The sequence below is a fragment of the Erythrobacter ramosus genome (assembly GCF_009828055.1).
GTDB classification, from domain to species: Bacteria; Pseudomonadota; Alphaproteobacteria; order Sphingomonadales; family Sphingomonadaceae; genus Erythrobacter; species Erythrobacter ramosus.
This window is the reverse complement of sequence record NZ_WTYB01000001.1, coordinates 537,979-556,750: the sequence shown is the minus strand read 5'-3', so window position 1 is coordinate 556,750 and position 18,772 is coordinate 537,979. Positions and strand designations below refer to the sequence as shown.

At 64.5% G+C, this 18,772-nt stretch carries 15 protein-coding genes; 13 read left to right on the top strand and 2 right to left on the bottom strand.

Going from position 1 to position 18,772, the window contains the following annotated elements:
• Positions 1 to 203 precede the first annotated feature (203 nt).
• Positions 204 to 3,050, bottom strand: coding sequence for a DNA polymerase I (gene polA / locus GRI59_RS02855; RefSeq protein WP_160759680.1), 2,847 nt, complete (start codon positions 3,048 to 3,050; stop codon positions 204 to 206).
• A 227-nt stretch (positions 3,051 to 3,277) separates the two neighbouring features.
• On the opposite strand from polA, the gene GRI59_RS02850 reads away from it, so the two are divergent.
• On the top strand, positions 3,278 to 3,565 hold the full coding sequence (locus GRI59_RS02850; RefSeq protein WP_160759679.1) for a hypothetical protein: 288 nt from the start codon (positions 3,278 to 3,280) through the stop codon (positions 3,563 to 3,565).
• 102 nt (positions 3,566 to 3,667) lie between these two features.
• Here GRI59_RS02850 and GRI59_RS02845 read toward each other — a convergent pair whose 3' ends face one another.
• A complete protein-coding gene (locus GRI59_RS02845; protein ID WP_160759678.1) occupies positions 3,668 to 4,699 on the bottom strand; it encodes a serine hydrolase in 1,032 nt (343 codons plus the stop codon).
• A gap of 260 nt (positions 4,700 to 4,959) precedes the next feature.
• Here GRI59_RS02845 and GRI59_RS02840 point away from each other — a divergent pair, with 260 nt between their 5' ends.
• From GRI59_RS02840 to GRI59_RS02785, 12 genes are all read left to right on the top strand, one after another.
• Positions 4,960 to 7,242, top strand: coding sequence for a DUF305 domain-containing protein (locus tag GRI59_RS02840; RefSeq protein ID WP_160759677.1), 2,283 nt, complete (start codon positions 4,960 to 4,962; stop codon positions 7,240 to 7,242).
• A gap of 202 nt (positions 7,243 to 7,444) precedes the next feature.
• Positions 7,445 to 7,648 (top strand): 50S ribosomal protein L35, encoded by a 204-nt coding sequence (rpmI, locus tag GRI59_RS02835; protein ID WP_160759676.1) that lies wholly within the window; start codon positions 7,445 to 7,447, stop codon positions 7,646 to 7,648.
• 48 nt (positions 7,649 to 7,696) lie between these two features.
• Positions 7,697 to 8,056, top strand: coding sequence for a 50S ribosomal protein L20 (rplT, locus tag GRI59_RS02830; protein ID WP_160759675.1), 360 nt, complete (start codon positions 7,697 to 7,699; stop codon positions 8,054 to 8,056).
• 147 nt (positions 8,057 to 8,203) lie between these two features.
• On the top strand, positions 8,204 to 9,124 hold the full coding sequence (locus GRI59_RS02825) for a helix-turn-helix domain-containing protein (protein ID WP_160759674.1): 921 nt from the start codon (positions 8,204 to 8,206) through the stop codon (positions 9,122 to 9,124).
• Positions 9,125 to 9,267: 143 nt separating this feature from the next.
• Positions 9,268 to 10,368 carry a phenylalanine--tRNA ligase subunit alpha gene (gene pheS, locus GRI59_RS02820; RefSeq protein ID WP_160759673.1) on the top strand — a complete coding sequence of 367 codons (1,101 nt, stop codon included), beginning with the start codon at positions 9,268 to 9,270 and terminating at the stop codon, positions 10,366 to 10,368.
• The gene (gene pheT / locus GRI59_RS02815) at positions 10,365 to 12,752 is read left to right on the top strand and encodes a phenylalanine--tRNA ligase subunit beta (protein WP_160759672.1); all 2,388 of its coding nucleotides are present in this window, start codon (positions 10,365 to 10,367) and stop codon (positions 12,750 to 12,752) included. The genes pheS and pheT overlap by 4 nt, the downstream gene beginning before the upstream one ends.
• Complete coding sequence (locus tag GRI59_RS02810; RefSeq protein WP_160759671.1) at positions 12,749 to 13,498, top strand: SDR family NAD(P)-dependent oxidoreductase; 750 nt, start codon at positions 12,749 to 12,751, stop codon at positions 13,496 to 13,498. Before pheT ends, GRI59_RS02810 begins: the two co-directional genes overlap by 4 nt.
• A complete protein-coding gene (locus GRI59_RS02805; protein ID WP_160759670.1) occupies positions 13,495 to 15,015 on the top strand; it encodes a peptide chain release factor 3 in 1,521 nt (506 codons plus the stop codon). Before GRI59_RS02810 ends, GRI59_RS02805 begins: the two co-directional genes overlap by 4 nt.
• Positions 15,016 to 15,052: 37 nt before the next feature.
• A complete protein-coding gene (locus tag GRI59_RS02800; RefSeq protein ID WP_160759669.1) occupies positions 15,053 to 15,922 on the top strand; it encodes an alpha/beta fold hydrolase in 870 nt (289 codons plus the stop codon).
• Between the two features lie 16 nt (positions 15,923 to 15,938).
• Positions 15,939 to 16,514, top strand: a complete 576-nt coding sequence (locus GRI59_RS02795; protein WP_160759668.1) for a pyridoxamine 5'-phosphate oxidase family protein — start codon at positions 15,939 to 15,941, stop codon at positions 16,512 to 16,514.
• A 186-nt stretch (positions 16,515 to 16,700) separates the two neighbouring features.
• Complete coding sequence (locus GRI59_RS02790; RefSeq protein ID WP_066531788.1) at positions 16,701 to 17,039, top strand: P-II family nitrogen regulator; 339 nt, start codon at positions 16,701 to 16,703, stop codon at positions 17,037 to 17,039.
• A gap of 12 nt (positions 17,040 to 17,051) precedes the next feature.
• A complete protein-coding gene (locus GRI59_RS02785; RefSeq protein ID WP_160759667.1) occupies positions 17,052 to 18,497 on the top strand; it encodes an ammonium transporter in 1,446 nt (481 codons plus the stop codon).
• Positions 18,498 to 18,772 lie beyond the last annotated feature (275 nt).

The window sequence follows — 18,772 nt, the reverse complement described above, 5'->3', positions numbered from 1 at the left end:
CGGTCGCTCTTTGCCATCGTCGATCCCAGCCGCACGCGGGGCGGAGGCTGCACCGCCGGTGGGTGCCACTCCCCCCCCCGCATCATGCCAAGTGTCAACTTCGATTTCGGGAAGAAAATGCAATCAATTCAAAATGATAAGTCGTGAATTCACGCTTGACACCCTGTCAACTTTGTCAACTTTGATGGCTGCACCAATCCAGCCTAATGCGCCGCATCCCATGACAGGCCGGTGCCGATATCGACCCCGAGCGGCACCGTCAGCTCCACTGCGGGCAGTGCCGCGTCCGCCATCACCTGCCGGATAATGGTCGTCGCAGCCTCCACCCGGCCCTCGGGCAATTCGAACACCAGTTCGTCATGAACCTGCAGCAGCATGCGCACGTCATGCAATCCGGCGTCAGCCAGCGCCGGGAGCATCCGCGCCATCGCCCGCTTGATGATATCGGCGCTGGTGCCCTGAATCGGCGCGTTGATCGCCGCGCGCTCTGACCCCTGCCGCTCGGCCTGGTTCTTGGAGTTGATCCGCGGGAACCACGTCTTGCGGCCGAACAGCGTCTCCGAATAGCCCTTGGCCCGCACGCTTTCGAGCGTTTCGTGGATGTAACGCTGGATGCCGGGGAAGCGCTGGAAATAGGTATCGATCATCGCCTGCGCCTCTTCCGGCGGCACCTCTAGGCGGCCCGCCAAGCCCCAGCGGCTGATGCCGTAAAGGATCGCGAAATTGATGGTTTTCGCCCGCGCTCGGGTGTCGCGCGTGACTTCGCCGAACATTTCGCGCGCGGTGCGGGCGTGGATGTCCTCGCCTTGGGCAAAGGCGTCCTTCAGGCTGTCCACCCCGGCCATATGCGCGGCGAGCCGCAGCTCGATCTGCGAGTAATCCGCCGCCAGCAGCACATTGCCGGGCTCGGGCACGAAGGCCTCCCGGATCTGCCGACCAATGGCGGTGCGGATCGGGATGTTCTGCAAGTTCGGATCGGTCGAGGACAATCGCCCGGTCTGCGCGCCGACAAGGCTGTAGCTGGTGTGCACCCGCCCCGTTGCCGGATTGATCGCCTCCTGCAAGGCATCGGTATAGGTCGACTTCAGCTTCGCCAGCTGGCGCCATTCCAGCACCTTGCGAGCAATCGGCGCGCCTTCGACCGCGAGCTTCTCCAGCACGGAAACGTCGGTCGAATATTGCCCACTCTTGCCTTTCTTGCCGCCCTTGAAGCCGAGCTTGTCGAACAGGATATCGCCCAGTTGCTTGGGGCTGCCGACGGTGAATTCCTGACCCGCCAGTGCGTGAATCTCACCTTCCAGCCGGCCGATTTCGATCGCGAATTCCTCCGACAGCTTAGCGAGCCGTGCGCGGTCGACCCGGATGCCTTCCCGCTCCATCGCGGCGACCACTGGGATCAGCGGGCGGTCGACGCGTTCATACACCCGGCTTCCGCCCTCCACCGCAAGGCGCGGTTTCAGGTGGCGGTAAAGCCGCAGGGTGACGTCGGCATCTTCGGCGGCGTAAGCGGTGGCGCGGTCCAAGGGGACTTCGCCGAACAGGATCGCCTTTTTGCCGGTGCCGCATAGCTCTTTGAAAGGGATCGGGGTGTGGCCGAGGTGGCGCTGGGACAATTCATCCATCCCATGGCCGCCGCCCATGCCTTCCTCACCGCGCCCGGCATCGAGCGCGAAGCTGATCACCATCGTGTCGTCGATGGGGGAAACATTGATGCCCACCCGCGCGAGAATGTTAAGGTCATACTTGCCGTTCTGGAACACCTTGAGGACGGCCTCATCCTCCAGCAGCGGTTTCAGCGCGGCGAGGGCCGCGGCCAGAGGCACCTGCTCGGGCTTTTGCGCGAACATATCCGTGCCACCGTGCGCAAGCGGGATGTAGCACGCATCATTCGGACCAAGCGCGAGGCTGACGCCGACCAGTTCCGCGCGCATCGGATCGAGCGATGTGGTCTCGGTATCGACCGCCACCAGCCGCGCGGCGGTGGCGCGCGCCACCCAGGCTTCCAGCCGTTCGAGCGTCTGCACCGTTTCATAGGCGCTGTGATCGATCGGGGCCATTTCAGGCAAGGGCTGCCGGCTGCCGTCCCCGCTCCCGTTCGCGCCCGCGGTCGTCGGCTTCGGCGGGTTCAGATCGGTGGTGCGCGACGGGCTGCCCGCGCCGGCATCCAGCCGCCGCAGCAGCGAGGTAAAGCCGTGCTTTTGGAGGAACGCCGCCAGCGGTTCCGGCGGCACCGGCCCCAGCACCATTTCGTCGAGCGGCTGCGGCAGGTCGCAATCCTCTTTCAGCGTCACCAGCACCTTGCTGAGTTCCGCATCGGCACGACCTTCAATCAGGCGTTCCTTGAGCTTGGAGGGTTTCATGTCGGGCGCCGAATCGAGCGCCGCTGTTAGCGAGCCATGCTCGGCGATCAGCTTCGAAGCGGTCTTCGGGCCGATCCCGTAGATCCCCGGCACATTGTCGACCGCATCGCCCATCAAAGCCAGCACATCGCCGACCAGTTCTGGGCCGACTCCGAACTTTTCCTCGACCTCTTCCAGCCAGATGCGCTGATTCTTCATGGTGTCGAGCATGTCGATCTTGGCAGGGCCAAATTCGGTGGCGACCTCGCCGATCAGCTGCATCAGGTCCTTGTCGGAACTGACGATGGTGACATCCCAGCCGCGTTCCTGTGCGCGGCGGGCATAGGTGGCGATCAGATCGTCCGCCTCGAGCCCCGGCACTTCGATGCAGGGCAAGCTGAAGGCGCGGGTGGCGTCGCGGATCAGGGGGAACTGCGGGACGAGGTCCTCGGGCGGCTCGGGGCGGTGGGCCTTGTAATGTTCATAGAGATCGTTGCGGAAGCTAACCCCGCTCGCATCCAAGATCACGGCAAGGTGCGTCGGCCCTTCCGCCGCGTCGAGATCAGCGGCCAGCTTCCACAGCATCGTGGTGTAGCCATAGACTGCGCCGACCGGCGTGCCTTCCGGGTTCGTCAGCGGCGGCAACCGGTGATAGGCCCGGAAGATATAGGACGAGCCATCGACGAGATAGAGGTGGTGCTTTTCGGCCATGCCGCCTGCTAGCACCCGCCGTGCTTCGCGGGTAGGGGTCTGGGAAAGGCCGATGCCATCTCAATTGTGGCAAGAATGCGGCGGAATTGGGGCGGGCTGCCTTATTCCACCTTGTCGAGCCGGGTTTCCCGCCCTATCTTCTTCCTTGAACCGGACGAGAGAGAAGCCGGTTTCGGCGCGCATTGCCCAGCATCGCGTCGCAATCGCAGAGATAAGGAATTCAAACCATGCGCAAGATCATCCTCGCTGCCGCCATCGCTACTTCGGCCCTCGGCCTGGCCGCTTGCAGCGAATCCACCGAAACCGAAACCGATGAAGCCGTCGACGCGATGGCCGCCGATGCCGAAGCCGCTGGCGATGAGGTTGCCACCGACGTGACCACCGCTGCTGACGCGACGGCTGAAGACATCAATGCCGCGGCCGACGAAGCGGCTGACGAAGCCGTGAAGACCACCGACGAAATCGGTGAAGCTGCCGCGAACATCGCTGCCGAAGCCGAAGACGCCGCCGAGTAATCGTTCGGCGGCCCAGCGAAGCCTAGGCGGCGCGGGCTACGAAAAAAGGGGCGGTGCCACCCGGCGCCGCCCCTTTTTGCTCTGTGCCGTATCGGCGAAGGCTCAGCCGCCGGTGGCGTAAGGCGCGTTCGCCCAATTCTGGGTCGGGTTGGCCTGCGCGCGGACGGCGAAGCCATCATACAGCGCGCGCGCAATTGCGGCGATGCGTTCTTCGCGGGCCTGCTTGGTACCTTGTCCGGTGACATAGATCGCCACGGCAATCGTGCGGCCATCGGGGCATTCGATGATGCCGATATCGCTTGAAGTGTTGTTGAGCGATCCGGTCTTATGGCTCACCCGCGCTTCGAGCGGGATATGCGCCGGAATGCGGCGCTTGCCAGTGACGGTGCGGCTCATCGCAGCGAGCAGTACCTGACGGCTTTGATCGGAAAGGAAATCGCCGCGATATAGCCCGGAGAGCAGCCGCACCATCGCGCGCGGTGTCGCGGCGTCGCGGGTGTCGATGTGAACGGCGGGGTTGTACTCGCCGTCATCGCGCACCAGCGTGGCGATGTCGCGGTTGATAGAGAAGTTGGTGATCCCCTGCCGCCGGATCCAGTCATTCACCACGGCCGGGCCGCCCACCGCCGCCAGCAACGCATCGGTCGCCGGGTTGGACGAGCGGGTGATCATGATCTCGATAAGGTCGATCGCGGGCATGTACTGGCCCGCGCGCACCGGCGCTTTGGTCGAGGAATACTTGGCCGAGGCGACCGGCATCATCAGCGGAAATTCGGAGGTCAGGGTGTAACGCCCCTTTTCGACCATTTCGAGGAAGGTGGCCGCAATCGCGACCTTGCTGGTCGAGGCCATGGGGAACAGTTGGTCGCCCAGCACCATCACCTCTTCGCCGGTGGCCAGGTCAACAGCAGCAACGCCGATGCGGCCCTGTGCCGGATCGGCGAGTTCGGCGATGCGCTGCTGCCAGTTGCCGGCATAGAGCGCTTCGAAACTTGGAGGCTGGCGCGCTTCGGTGCCGAAGGTCGCCGCGAAGGTGTCCTCAAGATCCTCCGGGCCTGCCGCAGCAGGGCTCGCAATCGCCGCAAGCGAGGCGGCAAGGCCGGTGAAAGCAGCGAAAAAGCGGGGGCGTGTCATGAGGACAAGCTACTCCAACAGGGTTTCTTGGGGCTTAATGCTGCACTTATCCACGCCCGATTCGCCGCGGCAAGCGCTCATCTGGGCGCATGCGACGAAAGGTGCGACGCACGCGACAGAGCCGCCCGCTGTGACGTCATGCGACTGCTCGACTGGGGTTGGGAGTTCGTCGAAAGCCATCTTGCGCAGTGTCACATGGGCTTGACTGCGCCCGCCAAGGCGGCAGTCTGCGGGTCAAGCACTTCTCCAAGGGGACAATCATGACTGACACCGCTCACCGCAGCGCCGCGCGCGCTGCCTTTGCCGCTTTGCTGCTGTCCACCTCGGGCGTCGCCTATGCCCAGACCGTGCAGATCGTCCAACCGGGCGCGCCTGGACAGGCCAGCAAGACGCTGACCGCCGATCAGGCGACCAAGCTGGCACAGGCGAGCTACACCGCTTCCGATGTCGCCTTCATGCAGCACATGATTGTCCACCATCAGCAGGCCGTCGAGATGGCGGTTCTGGTAAAGGATCGCACCAACACCGCTGACCTGCTCTCGATCGCGGGCCGAATCGAATCGAGCCAGGCGGACGAAATTGCCTTCATGAAGGCCTGGCTGAGCGAGCGGGGCGAGCCGGTGGAAGACCCGATGATGAAGGGTCACGGCGAACATATGCACCACATGATGAAGGGCATGGCTTCAGCCGATCAGATCAAGGCGCTGGCTGCGGCCAAGGGGGTTGATTTCGACCGCCAGTTCCTGACCCTGATGATCGCGCATCATGAAGGCGCAGTGGACATGGTCGAAAAGCTGCTCGACGAAGACGGCACTGCCGCTGACCCCGTGCTCTACCAGTTCGTCGGCGATATCGACAGCGAGCAAGCCACCGAGATCAAGCGGATGGACAAGCTGCTGGCCGGCCTGTCGGGCGATCCGCGCTCGGGCCTTGCCGCCGGGTTCGACAATGCGGGCGAGGCGATCCTGAACCTCACCAAGGTGGCGACCCTGCCCAAGCCCGCCGGGTTCTTCAACCCCGCCAACCCGGCCGATCTGCGCCCGCCGGTGCCGCCCAAGAAGGACAAGGACGAGGCGAAGGAGGAAGCCAAGCCCGAAGCCGCGCCTGCACCTGCCGTCGCCGCTGCTGATCCCGCCGCCGCCACGCCGGCGCGCCAGGAGGAAGACCTCACCGAATTCGCCGAGCGTTCCCCGCTGCTCGATTTCGCCAACACCGACATCGCTTTCTTCGACGATGTGATGGTGGCGGGCTCGTATCACGGCTTCAACATCTACAAGCTCGGCGCCGACGGCCTGCCCAACCTGATGAGCAGCGTCGTCTGCCCCGGCGGGCAGGGCGATGTCTCGGTGGTCGGCAACATCCTTGTGATGAGCGTCGAGCAGACCCGCGGGCGCGTGGATTGCGGGCTGGAAGGCGCGCCGGGCAAGGTCAACGAGGAACGCTTCCGCGGCCTCCGCATCTTTGACATCTCCGATCTTGCTCGTCCGGTGCAGGTCGGCGGGGTGCAAACCTGCCGCGGCAGCCACACCCACTCGATCGTCAGCGCCGATTCGACCCGGATCGTGGTCTATAACTCGGGCACCGCCGGCATCCGCGAGACCGAGGAACTGGCTGGCTGCATCGGCGAAATCCCCGGCGACACCCGCACGGCGCTGTTCTCGATCGACGTGATCGAGATCCCGCTGGCGGACCCTTCCAAGGCGCGCATCGTCAAGAGCCCGCGCGTCTTCGCGGATGAGAAAACCGGCTCGATCGCGGGCCTGTGGACCGGCGGCGACCATGGCGACGGCACTCAGCGCACCGCCCCGACCGATCAGTGCCACGACATCACCGTCTTCCCGGCGCTGAAGATGGCGGCGGGCGCGTGCTCGGGCAACGGCCTGCTGTTTGATATTGCCGACCCGCTCAACCCCAAGCGGATCGACGCGGTGACCGACACCACCTTTGCCTATTGGCACTCGGCCACCTTTAACAATGATGGCACCAAGGTGATCTTCACCGACGAATGGGGCGGCGGCGGGCGTCCGCGCTGCAAGGCGTCCGATCCCAAGACCTGGGGCGCCAACGCGATCTACGACATCGTCGACCGCAAGCTGGTGTTCCGCGCCCACTACAAGATGCCCGCCCCCCAGACCGACAAGGAAAACTGCGTCGCGCATAACGGCTCGATCGTTCCGGTGCCGGGCCGCGATCTGTTCGTGCAGGCTTGGTATCAGGGCGGCCTCAGCATCATGGACTTCACTGACAGCGCCACGCCTAAGGAAATCGCCTATTTCGACCGCGGTCCGATCGACATGAAGCAGATGGTGCTGGGCGGTTACTGGTCGGTCTACTGGTACAAGGGCCACATCTACGGCACCGAGATCACCCGCGGGATCGACGTCTTCACCCTGAAGCCGAGCGAGCACCTCACCGAAGCGGAAATCGCCGCTGCCGAGGCCGCGAAGTACGAAGACAACCGCTTCAATCCGCAAACCCAGACCCGCGTGACATGGGACAAGGGCGCAATCGAAGCCGCCGAGGCCAGCCGCAAAGGCGGGTAGGCCGCCCGGGGGATTTACCGACGGCAGCTTGCTGCCTGGTCGCAGTTGAGAGGGGGCGGACCGCTGTGCCTGCCCCCATCCCTCTTGCCTTTCGCGGCCTCCCCGCCTAAGCGCGCGCACTTCACTGACACGAATCAATCAGCCAGCCTGGCGACAAGGGCTGCCATGGCCGGTTCCGACGTGTCTCTACTAGGAGATGAAAATGCCCAAGCTGAAGACCAAGAGCGGTGTGAAGAAGCGCTTCAAAATCACCGCCACCGGCAAGGTCAAGCACGGCGTCGCTGGCAAGCGTCACCGTCTGATCAGCCACAACGCGAAGTATATCCGCACCAACCGCGGCACCTCGGTCCTGTCGTCGCATGATACGCCGACGATCAAGAAGTGGGCGCCCTACGGGCTGGATTGATGCGAGCGGGCTTTGGCCCACGCGTCTTCACAATAAGGATATACTGATATGACTCGCATCAAACGCGGTGTTACCACCCGCGCCAAGCACAAGCGGATTCTCGAACAGGCCAAGGGCTATCGTGGTCGCCGCAAGAACACCATTCGCGTCGCCCGTCAGGCGGTCGAAAAGGCCGGCCAGTACGCTTACCGCGACCGCAAGGTTAAGAAGCGCACGTTCCGCGCCCTGTGGATCCAGCGCATCAACGCGGCCGTCCGCATGGAAGGCCTGACCTATTCCCAGTTCATGCACGGCATCAAGCTGGCGGGCATCGAACTCGACCGCAAGGCGATGGCCGATCTCGCGATGAACGAAGGCGGCGCTTTCAAGGCCGTTATCGCTCAGGCGAAGGCTGCTCTTCCGGCGTAAGCGCCTCGCGGTTTTGGCCTGAACACCAGATCAGGGGCGGATTCCTTTGCGGAATCCGCCCCTTTCTGTTGCGCGGTGTGCGACCGTGGATTGTATGAATCCGCCATCGGCCTTGTAAGACCGCGTCACCTGCGGCTATCTGACCCGGTGGGGAATGGAGGATACAAGCAAGCCGCGGGCGGGCATACGCCGCCGGTGGGCCAACGGCTGATAGCCGAATTCCGCGAACCGCCGGCGCAGTTCGCAGGGTGCTTTACGACCTTTTATCACCTGACGCTCGATCTGCCCGAAATCGGCGCGGTGGTGACCGACTATCTCCAGCCCGAATGGGCCAATATCCGCTTTTTCTGCGGCACTGCGCCCGAGGCTGCGATTGCCGCTAACAAGGTCAGCGGCGTGCCGTTCGTCGGCACCGGACCGAGCACCTTGCCGTGCCGCTTCACGCTCGGGCCGGTGCGGATGTGGGGCGTGGGCTTCCTCCCGCTGGGCTGGTCGCGGTTCTTCGATGCCGATGCGAGCGATTGCGCCAACGTGATCTGCGACGGGACGGCACACCCGGCCTTTGCCCACTTCGGCGCAATGACCGATGTGTTGTGCGATCCCGAAGCCACCCTTGACGAGCAGTTCCAAGCGCTGGTCACGGCGATGGAGCGCGCGATGCGGCCCAATCGGGAGGAGGCGCGCATCGCCCGTGTCCACGCCGCGCTGGTGAACGGCGATCACGCTTCGGTCCACGATCTCGCCGAGGCCTGCGCGATGAGCATCCGTACGCTCGAACGGGTGTGCACGCGCTATTTCGGCTTTGCGCCCAAACTCTTGATGCGCCGCCAGCGGTTCATGCGCAGCCTGGCGACCTTCATGCTCCATCGCGGCCGTCCCTGGACCGAGGCGATGGACGCGCATTACCACGATCAGGCGCAATTCACGCGCGAGTTCCATGAATTCATGACCATGAACCCGAGCGAATATGCGGCGCTGGATCACCCAATCCTGACCTCGTTCATGGAGGCGCGCGCGCGGGCGAGGGGCAGTGCGGCGCAGACCTTGGACCCGCCTGCGCCGCGGTGATTTAGCGCAGGTCCTCGACCGAGGCCCAAACGGTGGGGCCGAAATTGTCCTGCACCTCGATGAACAGACAGGCGCTTTGCAATACGGGCGATTTGCCGCTAGCGGGCTGCGGCAAGTTTCCTGCGTGCAGATGACCCGAGGCCATGACCGACATACCATCCCAGACAGAGGCTGCGCTGGCCGCGATTGTGGCGTCAGCCACCCTCGACGCGCTCGAAGCGCAGCGGCTCGAAACGCTCGGCAAGAAGGGCTGGGTGAGCCTTGCCTTGAAGACGCTGGGCGGGATGAGCCCCGAAGAACGCACCGCCGCCGCGCCCGCGATCCAGTCCGCCCGCGCAGCAATTGCTGAGGCGCTTGATGCCAAGAAAGCCGCGCTGGAAGCCGCCGAGCTGGAAGCGGCCCTGGCGCGCGAGACGATCGACCTGACGCTGCCTGCCCAGGCAGCATCCAAGGGATCGGTGCACCCGGTCAGCCAAGTGATGGACGAGCTGGCAGAGATCTTCGCCGACTTGGGCTTCGCCGTGGCGACGGGGCCGGAGATCGAGGACGACTGGCACAATTTCACCGCGCTCAACATGGATGAGACGCACCCCGCTCGGGCGATGCACGACACGTTCTACTTCCCGGACAAGACCGTCGAGGGGAAGGACGTGCTGCTGCGTACCCACACCTCGCCCGTCCAGATCCGCTCGATGCTCGATCAGGGCGCGCCGATCCGCATCATCGCGCCCGGCCGCGTCTACCGCTCGGACAGCGACGCGACGCACACGCCGATGTTCCATCAGGTCGAAGGCCTCGTCATCGACAAGGACATCCACCTCGGCCACCTCAAATGGACGCTGGAAACCTTCTTCAAGGCGTTCTTTGAGCGTGAGGATATCACCCTGCGCCTGCGCCCGAGCTACTTCCCTTTCACCGAACCCAGCGTCGAAGTCGATGTCGGCTATTCGAACGAGGGTGGCCGTCGCGTCGTCGGCGGGCACGGCGATGCGCCGGGCCATGCGTGGATGGAAATCGGCGGCAGCGGGATGGTCAACGCCCGCGTGCTGGCGTTTGCCGGGCTTGATCCGGCAGAGTGGCAGGGCTTCGCCTTCGGCCTCGGGATCGACCGGATTGCGATGCTCAAATACGGGATGAACGACCTGCGCGCCTTCTTTGATGGCGACCCGCGCTGGCTGGCGCATTACGGCTTCTCGCCCTTCGACCAGCCGACCCTGTCTGCCGGCGTGGGAGCACGCGCATGAAGTTCTCGCTGACCTGGCTCAAGGATTACCTCGAGACCACCGCCACTGTCGCGGAAATCTGCGATGCGCTGAATGCCATCGGCCTTGAGGTCGAGGGCGTGGAAGACCCGGCCGAGAAGCTCGCCGGTTTCCGCATCGCGCACGTGCTGACCGCCGCGCGTCACCCCGACGCCGACAAGCTGCAAGTGCTGACCGTCGACACGGGCGAGGGCGATCCGCTGCAGGTCGTGTGCGGCGCGCCCAATGCCCGCGCGGGCATGAAGGGCGTGCTGGGGCTACCCGGCGCGGTTGTGCCCGCCAACGGCATGGTGCTGCGCAAGAGCGCCATCCGCGGCGTCGAGAGCAACGGCATGATGTGCTCGGTGCGCGAGCTGGAACTGGGCGAGGATCACGACGGGATCATCGAACTGCCCGATGATGCGCCGGTGGGGACGAGCTTCGCCGACTACCACGGCGCCGATCCGGTGATCGAGGTGGCGGTGACTCCCAACCGGCCGGATTGCATGGGCGTATACGGCATCGCTCGCGATCTGGCGGCTAAGGGGCTGGGGACGCTGAAGCCGATCGCAATGCCCGCCTTCGCGGCGAGCGGCGCGTGCCCGGTCGAAATCCGCACCGACGATTCCGAAGGCTGCCCGGCGTTCTATGGCCGCGTGGTGAAGGGCGTGACAAACGGCCCCTCGCCCGAGTGGCTTCAGGCGCGGCTCAAGAGCGCAGGCCAGCGGCCGATCTCGCTGCTGGTCGATCTCACCAACTACCTGATGCTCGGCTACGGGCGTCCGGCCCACGCCTATGACCTCGCCACGCTCTCGGGCGCGGTGGTGGCGCGGCGCGCGAAGGATGGCGAGAATGTGTTGGCGCTCAACGAGAAGACTTATACGCTCGAAGCCGAGATGACCGTGATCGCGGACGACGTACAGGTCCACGACATCGCCGGAATCATGGGCGGCGAGCATTCGGGCGTCAGCGAGAGCACCGCCGACGTGCTGCTGGAAATCGCCTATTTCGACCCTGCGCGCATCGGCGCGACCGGGCGCAAGCTGGGCCTGTCCTCCGACGCCCGCACCCGCTTCGAGCGCGGGGTCGATCCGGAGTTTCTGGACGCTGGCCTCGATCTGCTGACCGGGCTGATCGTGGAAATGGCAGGCGGTACGCCCAGTGAGGTCGTGCGCGCCGGTTCGCCGCCGAGCACCGCCAAGGTCATCGCCTTCGATCCGGGCCTGACCACCCGCCTCGGCGGTGTGGACGTTCCCGAGGCCGAGCAGAAGCGCATCCTCGAAAGCCTCGGCTTCGCAGTCAGCGGCGATTGGCAGGTGACCTGCCCGCTGCGCCGCAACGACATCGAAGGCCCCGCCGACCTCGTCGAGGAAGTCGTGCGCATCCACGGTCTCGACAAGGTCGCGAGCGTCGCGCTCCCCCGCATGGAAGGTGTCGCCCGCCCGACCGCCACGCCGCAGCAGAAGCTCGAGCGCGGTCTGCGCCGTGCCGCTGCCGCGAGCGGGCTCAACGAGGCGGTGACGTGGAGCTTCCTCCCGACCTGGGCCGCGGAGCACTTCGCATCCGACCAGCCGCTCTGGGTGCTCGCCAATCCGATCAGCGAAGACATGAAGGCGATGCGCCCCTCGCTGCTGCCGGGACTGCTTATGGCGGCCAAGCGCAACGCCGATCGCGGTGCTGCCAGTTCGCGCCTGTTCGAGATCGGGCGGCGCTATTTCCGCAGCGGCAATGGTCTCAGCGACGAGAAGCCGACGCTCGGCATCGTGCTGGCGGGCGAGAAGACCCCGCGCGGGTGGCAGAGCGGCAAGGCCAAGCCCTTCGACGCCTTTGACGCCAAGGCGCTCGCGCTCCAGCTGCTCGAAGCGGCGGGCGCACCGGTCGGCAATCTGATGGTGATGGGCGAGGCGGGGGCGCAGTTCCACCCCGGCCAGTCGGCCACCCTGCGCCTCGGCCCCAAGACGGTGCTGGCCCGCTTCGGCATGGTGCATCCGGCGACCTTGAAGGCCTTCGATGTCGACGGGCCGATTGCGGCGGTTGAGCTGTTCCTTGACGCGATCCCCGCCAAGAAGGGCGCGGCCTTTGCTCGCCCCGGCTTCACGCCGCCCGCGCTGCAAGCCGTGACCCGCGACTTCGCATTCCTCGTCCCGGCCACGCTGGCAGCGGGCGATCTCGTCCGCGCAGTGCAGGGTGCTGACAAGACCGCGATCAACGGTGTGCGCGTCTTCGACGTCTTCGCGGGGCAGGGCGTGCCGGAAGGCCACAAGTCCATTGCGGTCGAAGTGACGCTCCAGCCGGGCGAAACCAGCTTCAAGGACGCCGACCTTAAGGCGATCACCGAAAAGGTCGTGGCCGCTGCCGCCAAGCTTGGCGCGGAGCTACGCGGATGAAAACGGCCTTTGTCACCGGCGCCACCGCCGGAATTGGACTTGCCACTGTGCGCACTCTGGTGGCGAACGGCTGGCGCTGCGTCGCCACCGGACGGCGGCAGGAGCGGCTGGATGCGCTGGTCGCAGAACTGGGCGCGGACAAGGTTCACGCCGCCTGCTTCGACGTCCGCGACACCGGCGCGCTTGATGGCGCGCTCGCCGCGCTACCTGAGGGGTTTAGCGACGTTGATCTGCTGGTGAACAACGCGGGCCTCGCCAAAGGCCTCTCGCCCGCGCAGAACGCCGATCTCGATGATTGGCACACGATGATCGATACCAACATCACCGCGATGGTGGTGCTGACGCGCAAGCTGCTGCCGCTGCTGATCGAACGGCGCGGCGCGATCATTGCCATTGGCTCGGTCGCGGGAAGCTATCTCTATCCCGGCGGCAACGTCTATGCCGGTTCCAAGGCCTTCGCCAATCACTTCACGCTCGCCCTGCGCGCCGACCTGCACGGCACCGGCGTGCGCGTCACCAGCATCGAGCCTGGCATGGTCGAAACCGAATTCACCGTGGTCCGCACCGGCAGCCAGCAGGCCTCGGACGATCTCTATCGCGGGGTCAACCCGATGACCGGGCAGGACATCGCCGACACGATCCTGTGGATTGCGACCCTGCCGCCGCATCTCAACATCAACCGGATCGAGCTGATGCCGGTCAACCAGGACTTCGCGGGCTTCCGCGTCGCACGCGACCCGCAATGACCTCCAATCGCCGCACCTTCGCGATCATCTCGCACCCTGACGCGGGGAAGACCACGCTCACCGAGAAGCTGCTGCTGCAAGGCGGCGCGATCCATTTGGCGGGCGAGGTCAAGGCGCGCGGGCAGGCGCGGCGGGCGCGGTCGGACTGGATGAAGATCGAGCAGCAACGCGGCATCTCGGTGACGTCCTCGGTGATGACCTTCCAGAAGGACGGGATCGTCTTCAACCTGCTCGACACCCCGGGGCACGAGGATTTCAGCGAGGACACCTATCGCACGCTGACGGCGGTGGATTCCGCCGTCATGGTGATCGACGCGGCCAAGGGGATCGAGCCGCAGACCCGCAAGCTGTTCGAAGTATGTCGCCTGCGGAGCGTGCCCATCATCACCTTCGTCAACAAGGTCGACCGCGAGGGCCGCGATCCGTTCGAGACGTTGGACGAGGTCGCCGACATGCTGGCGCTCGACGTCAGCCCGCAGATGTGGCCGATCGGCATGGGCGGCGAGTTTGAGGGTCTGCTCGATTTCGCGACCGGCACAATCGGCCGCCCCGAAGGACCGAGCCGCGAATACCTTGGCACGCGCGACACCGCCGCGATTCCCGAACGCTTCGCCGACGAGATCGAGCTGGCGCGCGGCGGTTATCCTGAGTTCGACCTCGAAGCCTTTCGCCACGGCGATCTGACGCCGGTCTATTTCGGATCGGCGCTCAAGAATTTCGGCGTTATCGAACTGATCGACGCGATCTCCCGCTATGCCCCGCCGCCCCGGCCCCAGCCTGCGGGCGAGGAGCAGATCAGCCCGGACCGTGATGAAGTGACCGGCTTCATCTTCAAGGTGCAGGCCAATATGGACCCCAACCACCGCGACCGCATCGCTTTCATGCGGCAGGTCTCGGGCACCTTCAAACGCGGGATGAAGTTGATACCGAGCGGCCTCGGCAAGCCGATCGCGGTGCATTCGCCGATCCTGTTCTTCGCGCAAGACCGCGAGCTCGCCGACACTGCGGAAGCGGGCGACATTATCGGCATCCCCAATCACGGCACCTTGCGCGTGGGCGATACGCTGTCCGAACGCAATCAGGTGCGCTTCACCGGCCTGCCCAACTTCGCGCCGGAAATCCTGCGCCGCGTGCAGTTGCGCGATCCAACTAAGACCAAGCAACTGCGCAAGGCGCTCGACGACCTCAGCGAAGAAGGCGTGATCCAGGTGTTCTATCCGGACATAGGCTCGGCCCACATCGTCGGGGTGGTCGGGCAGCTTCAGCTCGAAGTGCTGATTTCGCGGCTGGAGGCGGAATACAAGGTCGAAGCCGTGCTTGAACCCTCCCCCTTCGCCACCGCGCGCTGGATCAAGGGCGACGAGAAGACGCTCGAGGAATTCGCTAGCTTTAACCGCGCCAACCTCGCCCGTGACCGTGACGGCGATTATGTGTTCATGGCCAAGAGCCCGTGGGATGTCAGCTATCAGGTCGAAAAGAACCCGCAGCTGACCTTCTCGGCCACGAAGGAACGGTAGTCTTGCGGCAAGCCGAGGTTCGCGGCATGGCAAGCTTATGCACACCGCCGGCCCGACTTCGCAGACCTTCATCTCCCAGCGCCTTCGCCTGAATTACCTCGATTGGGGCGGGCGTGGTAAGCCGCCGCTGGTGCTGGTGCATGGCGGGCGCGATCATGCGCGGTCGTGGGATTGGACCGCCGAGGCATTGAGTGCGGATTACCACGTCATCGCGATGGATCACCGCGGCCATGGCGATAGCGACTGGGTCTCGGACGGAGTCTATTCCGCTGGCGACATGGTCTATGATCTTGCCCAGCTGATCCATCAGCTTGGCGTTGGCCCGGTGCGGATGGTGGCGCATTCGATGGGCGGCAATGTTTCGCTGCGCTATGCAGGCGCGTTCCCTGACATGGTTACCAAGCTGGTCGCGATCGAAGGCCTCGGCCCCTCGCCCGAAGGGCGCGCCAAGCAGCGCGCGGTGCCTTACCCCGAACGCCTTGCCGAATTTATCGAGAAGAAGCGCAAGGCTGCCGGGCGTAGCCCACGCAAATACGAGAGCATCGAGGCCGCCTTTGCGCGGATGATCGAGGAGAACGCCTACCTCACCGAGGAACAGGCGCGCCATCTGACCGTCCACGGCGTCAACCGCAACGAGGATGGCACCTATAGCTGGAAGTTCGACCCGCACCTCAACGTCTGGCCGGTCGAGGACATCGGCGATGAATTCATCGAGGCACTGTGGGGCGCGATCACTTGCCCGACGCTGCTGTTATATGGCGCGGATAGCTGGGCATCGAACCCGGAGAAGGACGGGCGCATCGCCCACTTCAAAACCGCCAGCGTGATCGAGTTCGAGAAGGCCGGCCACTGGCTCCACCACGACCAGTTCGACCGCTTCATCGCCACCCTGCGCGATTTTCTCTGAGCACACGGAGGCAGCGATGGCGGATTTCTTCGAGGCATTGAACGAGAAGCACATCGCCATGATCGCCGCCCAGCCGGTATTTTTTGTTGCGAGCGCGGCGGCGGAGGGGCGGATCAACCTCAGCCCCAAGGGCTATGATGCGTTCCGCGTGCTGTCGCCCACGCGCGTCGCCTATCTTGACCTCGGCGGTTCGGGTAACGAGACTCACGCGCATCTTGCCGCCGAGCAGGCCGATCAGGGGCGGATCACGCTGATGTTCTGCAATTTCCAGCAGCCTGCACTGATCATGCGCATTTACGGACGCGGACGGGCGGTGTTGCCGCAGGATGTCGAGTGGGCGGGGCTGGCCGCGCAGTTTACTCTGATGCCCGGCACGCGGCAGATCTTCGATATCGCGGTCGAAAGCGTACAGTCGTCGTGCGGTTGGGGCGTGCCGTTCATGACACTGGAGAGCGAGCGCGATACGCTGAAGAAGGCGCATCGCCAGTCCGATCCTGAGGCGTGGGAAGCCAAGATGGCGCAACGCACTCGCAGCATCGACGGCCTGCCGACCCGCGCGACCGACCGCTATATCGCGGGCGACGAAAGCTAAGTAGCGGCGCGCCTCAGCGCAAATCTTGCACAATCGTTAATCACTTGCCTAATTGTTGGGCACACATTCTTGTGCAAGTGCGAAGAAATGCGCTGATTCCGTTGCGTCAGCCCCGTTACACAAATGTGGCACGCTTGTTGCTGTGTATCCCGCGGCCGGACCAATCCGGTGCAACAGGGGCCACAGATGAAGTTCATCATCGCCATTATCAAACCGTTCAAGCTCGACACTGTTCGTGAAGCGCTGAGCGGCATCGGCATTGCCGGGATGACCGTCACCGAGGTCAAGGGCTTCGGTCGGCAAAAGGGTCAGACCGAAATCTACCGCGGTGCCGAATACTCCACCAACATGCTTCCCAAGGTGAAGCTCGAGATCGCTGCCAGCGACGAAATCGCAGCGCAGGTGGTCGAAACCATCCAGCAGACCGCCAACACGGGCGCGATCGGCGACGGCAAGATCTTCGTTCTGGATCTCGCCTCCGCCACCCGCATCCGCACCGGCGAGTCCGGCGAAACCGCGCTTTAAAGGGGCCATGCAATGAAGCGTATTCTCTCGACAACTGCGGCGCTGGCAACCGGGGCCATTATGCTCTCCGCGCCGGCCTTTGCTGCACCTGTGGCCGATGCGGCCGCTGCCGCCGCCGAAGCCGCGCCTGCCGTCTTCACCCCCACCGCCGAGATGGTCAACAAGGGCGATGTCGCCTGGATGATGGTCTCGACCGCGCTCGTATTGATGATGAGCGTGCCTGCGCTCGCGCTGTTCTATGGCGGCCTGGTGCGCGCCAAGAACATGCTGAGCGTGCTGATGCAGGTGCTCACCATTGTCTGCGTGGCTGCGCTGGTGTGGTTCGGCTGGGGCTATTCGATGGCCTTCACCTCGACCGGCTCGCCCTTCCCGGCGCTGTTCGGCGGCCTCGACAAGGCGTTCCTCAAGGGCGTCAGCGTCACCTCGCTTGCTGCGACCTTCTCCAACGGGGTCTACCTGCCCGAACTCGTCTTTGTGATGTTCCAGATGACCTTCGCCTGCATCACGCCGGCGCTGATCGTCGGTGCCTTTGCGGAACGTGTGAAGTTCACATCGCTGATCATCTTCGTGGTCGCCTGGATGACGCTCGCCTATTTCCCGATCGCACACATGGTGTGGTACTGGGCCGGTCCGGACTTCCTGCACACTGCGCCGACTGACATGGGTCTGCTGTGGGGCTGGGGCGCGCTCGACTTCGCTGGTGGCACTGTGGTGCACATCAACGCCGGGATTGCAGGCCTGATCGGCTGCCTCATCATCGGCCCGCGCATCGGCTACAAGAAGGAGCCCATGCCCCCGCACAACCTGGTGATGACCATGATCGGCGCCAGCCTGCTGTGGATCGGCTGGTTCGGGTTCAACGCTGGCTCGGCGCTCGAATCCAACGCCTTCGCTGCCCTCGCCTTCATCAACACCTTCGTTGCCACGGCGGCAGCCGGTGCGGCCTGGGCGATCATCGAACAGATCACCCACAAGAAGCCCTCGCTGCTCGGCGCGGTCTCGGGTGTGGTGGCTGGCCTTGTGGCGATCACTCCGGCGGCAGGCTTTGCCCACCCCGGCACGGCGATCATCCTCGGCGCTGTGGCTTCGGTGATCTGCTACTTCTTCGTCACCACGGTGAAGAACAAGCTGAACTACGACGATAGCCTCGATGTCTTCGGCATCCATGCCGTCGGCGGGATTGTCGGCGCGATCGGCACCGGCATTGTCGCTGACCCCGCGCTCGGCGGTCAGGGCTGGATCGACTACACCGCTCCGGTGGCTGTCGCTGGCGAGTTCGACATGGTCGGCCAAGTCATCACCCAGTGCTGGGCGGTGGGCACCACGGTCGTGTGGACCGGCGTAGTTTCGGCCGTGCTGTTCCTGATCCTCAAGTACACTCTGGGCCTGCGCCCCGACGCCGAAGCCGAAACCAACGGCCTCGACATCTCCGAACACGGGGAGCGCGCCTACAACTAAGCGCGCACCCACCAAGCTTGGCGGGGGGAGACCTCTCTCTCCCTCTCCTCTCCCCCCGCCTCACCATGTTCCTCCTGCGAACGAACAAACTGAACACGGCCGGAGTAGCGCAAGCTCTCCGGCCTTTTTTTGTTTGATTTTCATTTGACGCGAAGACTGGCGATTCGATTCTTTGCACAACAAGCGAGCCCGTTGGCGTGCAAAAGACTCTTGCGGTGATTCGAATGACTCAATCACCATATATTTCTTCACAGATTCAATTTGGGGCTTGCGGG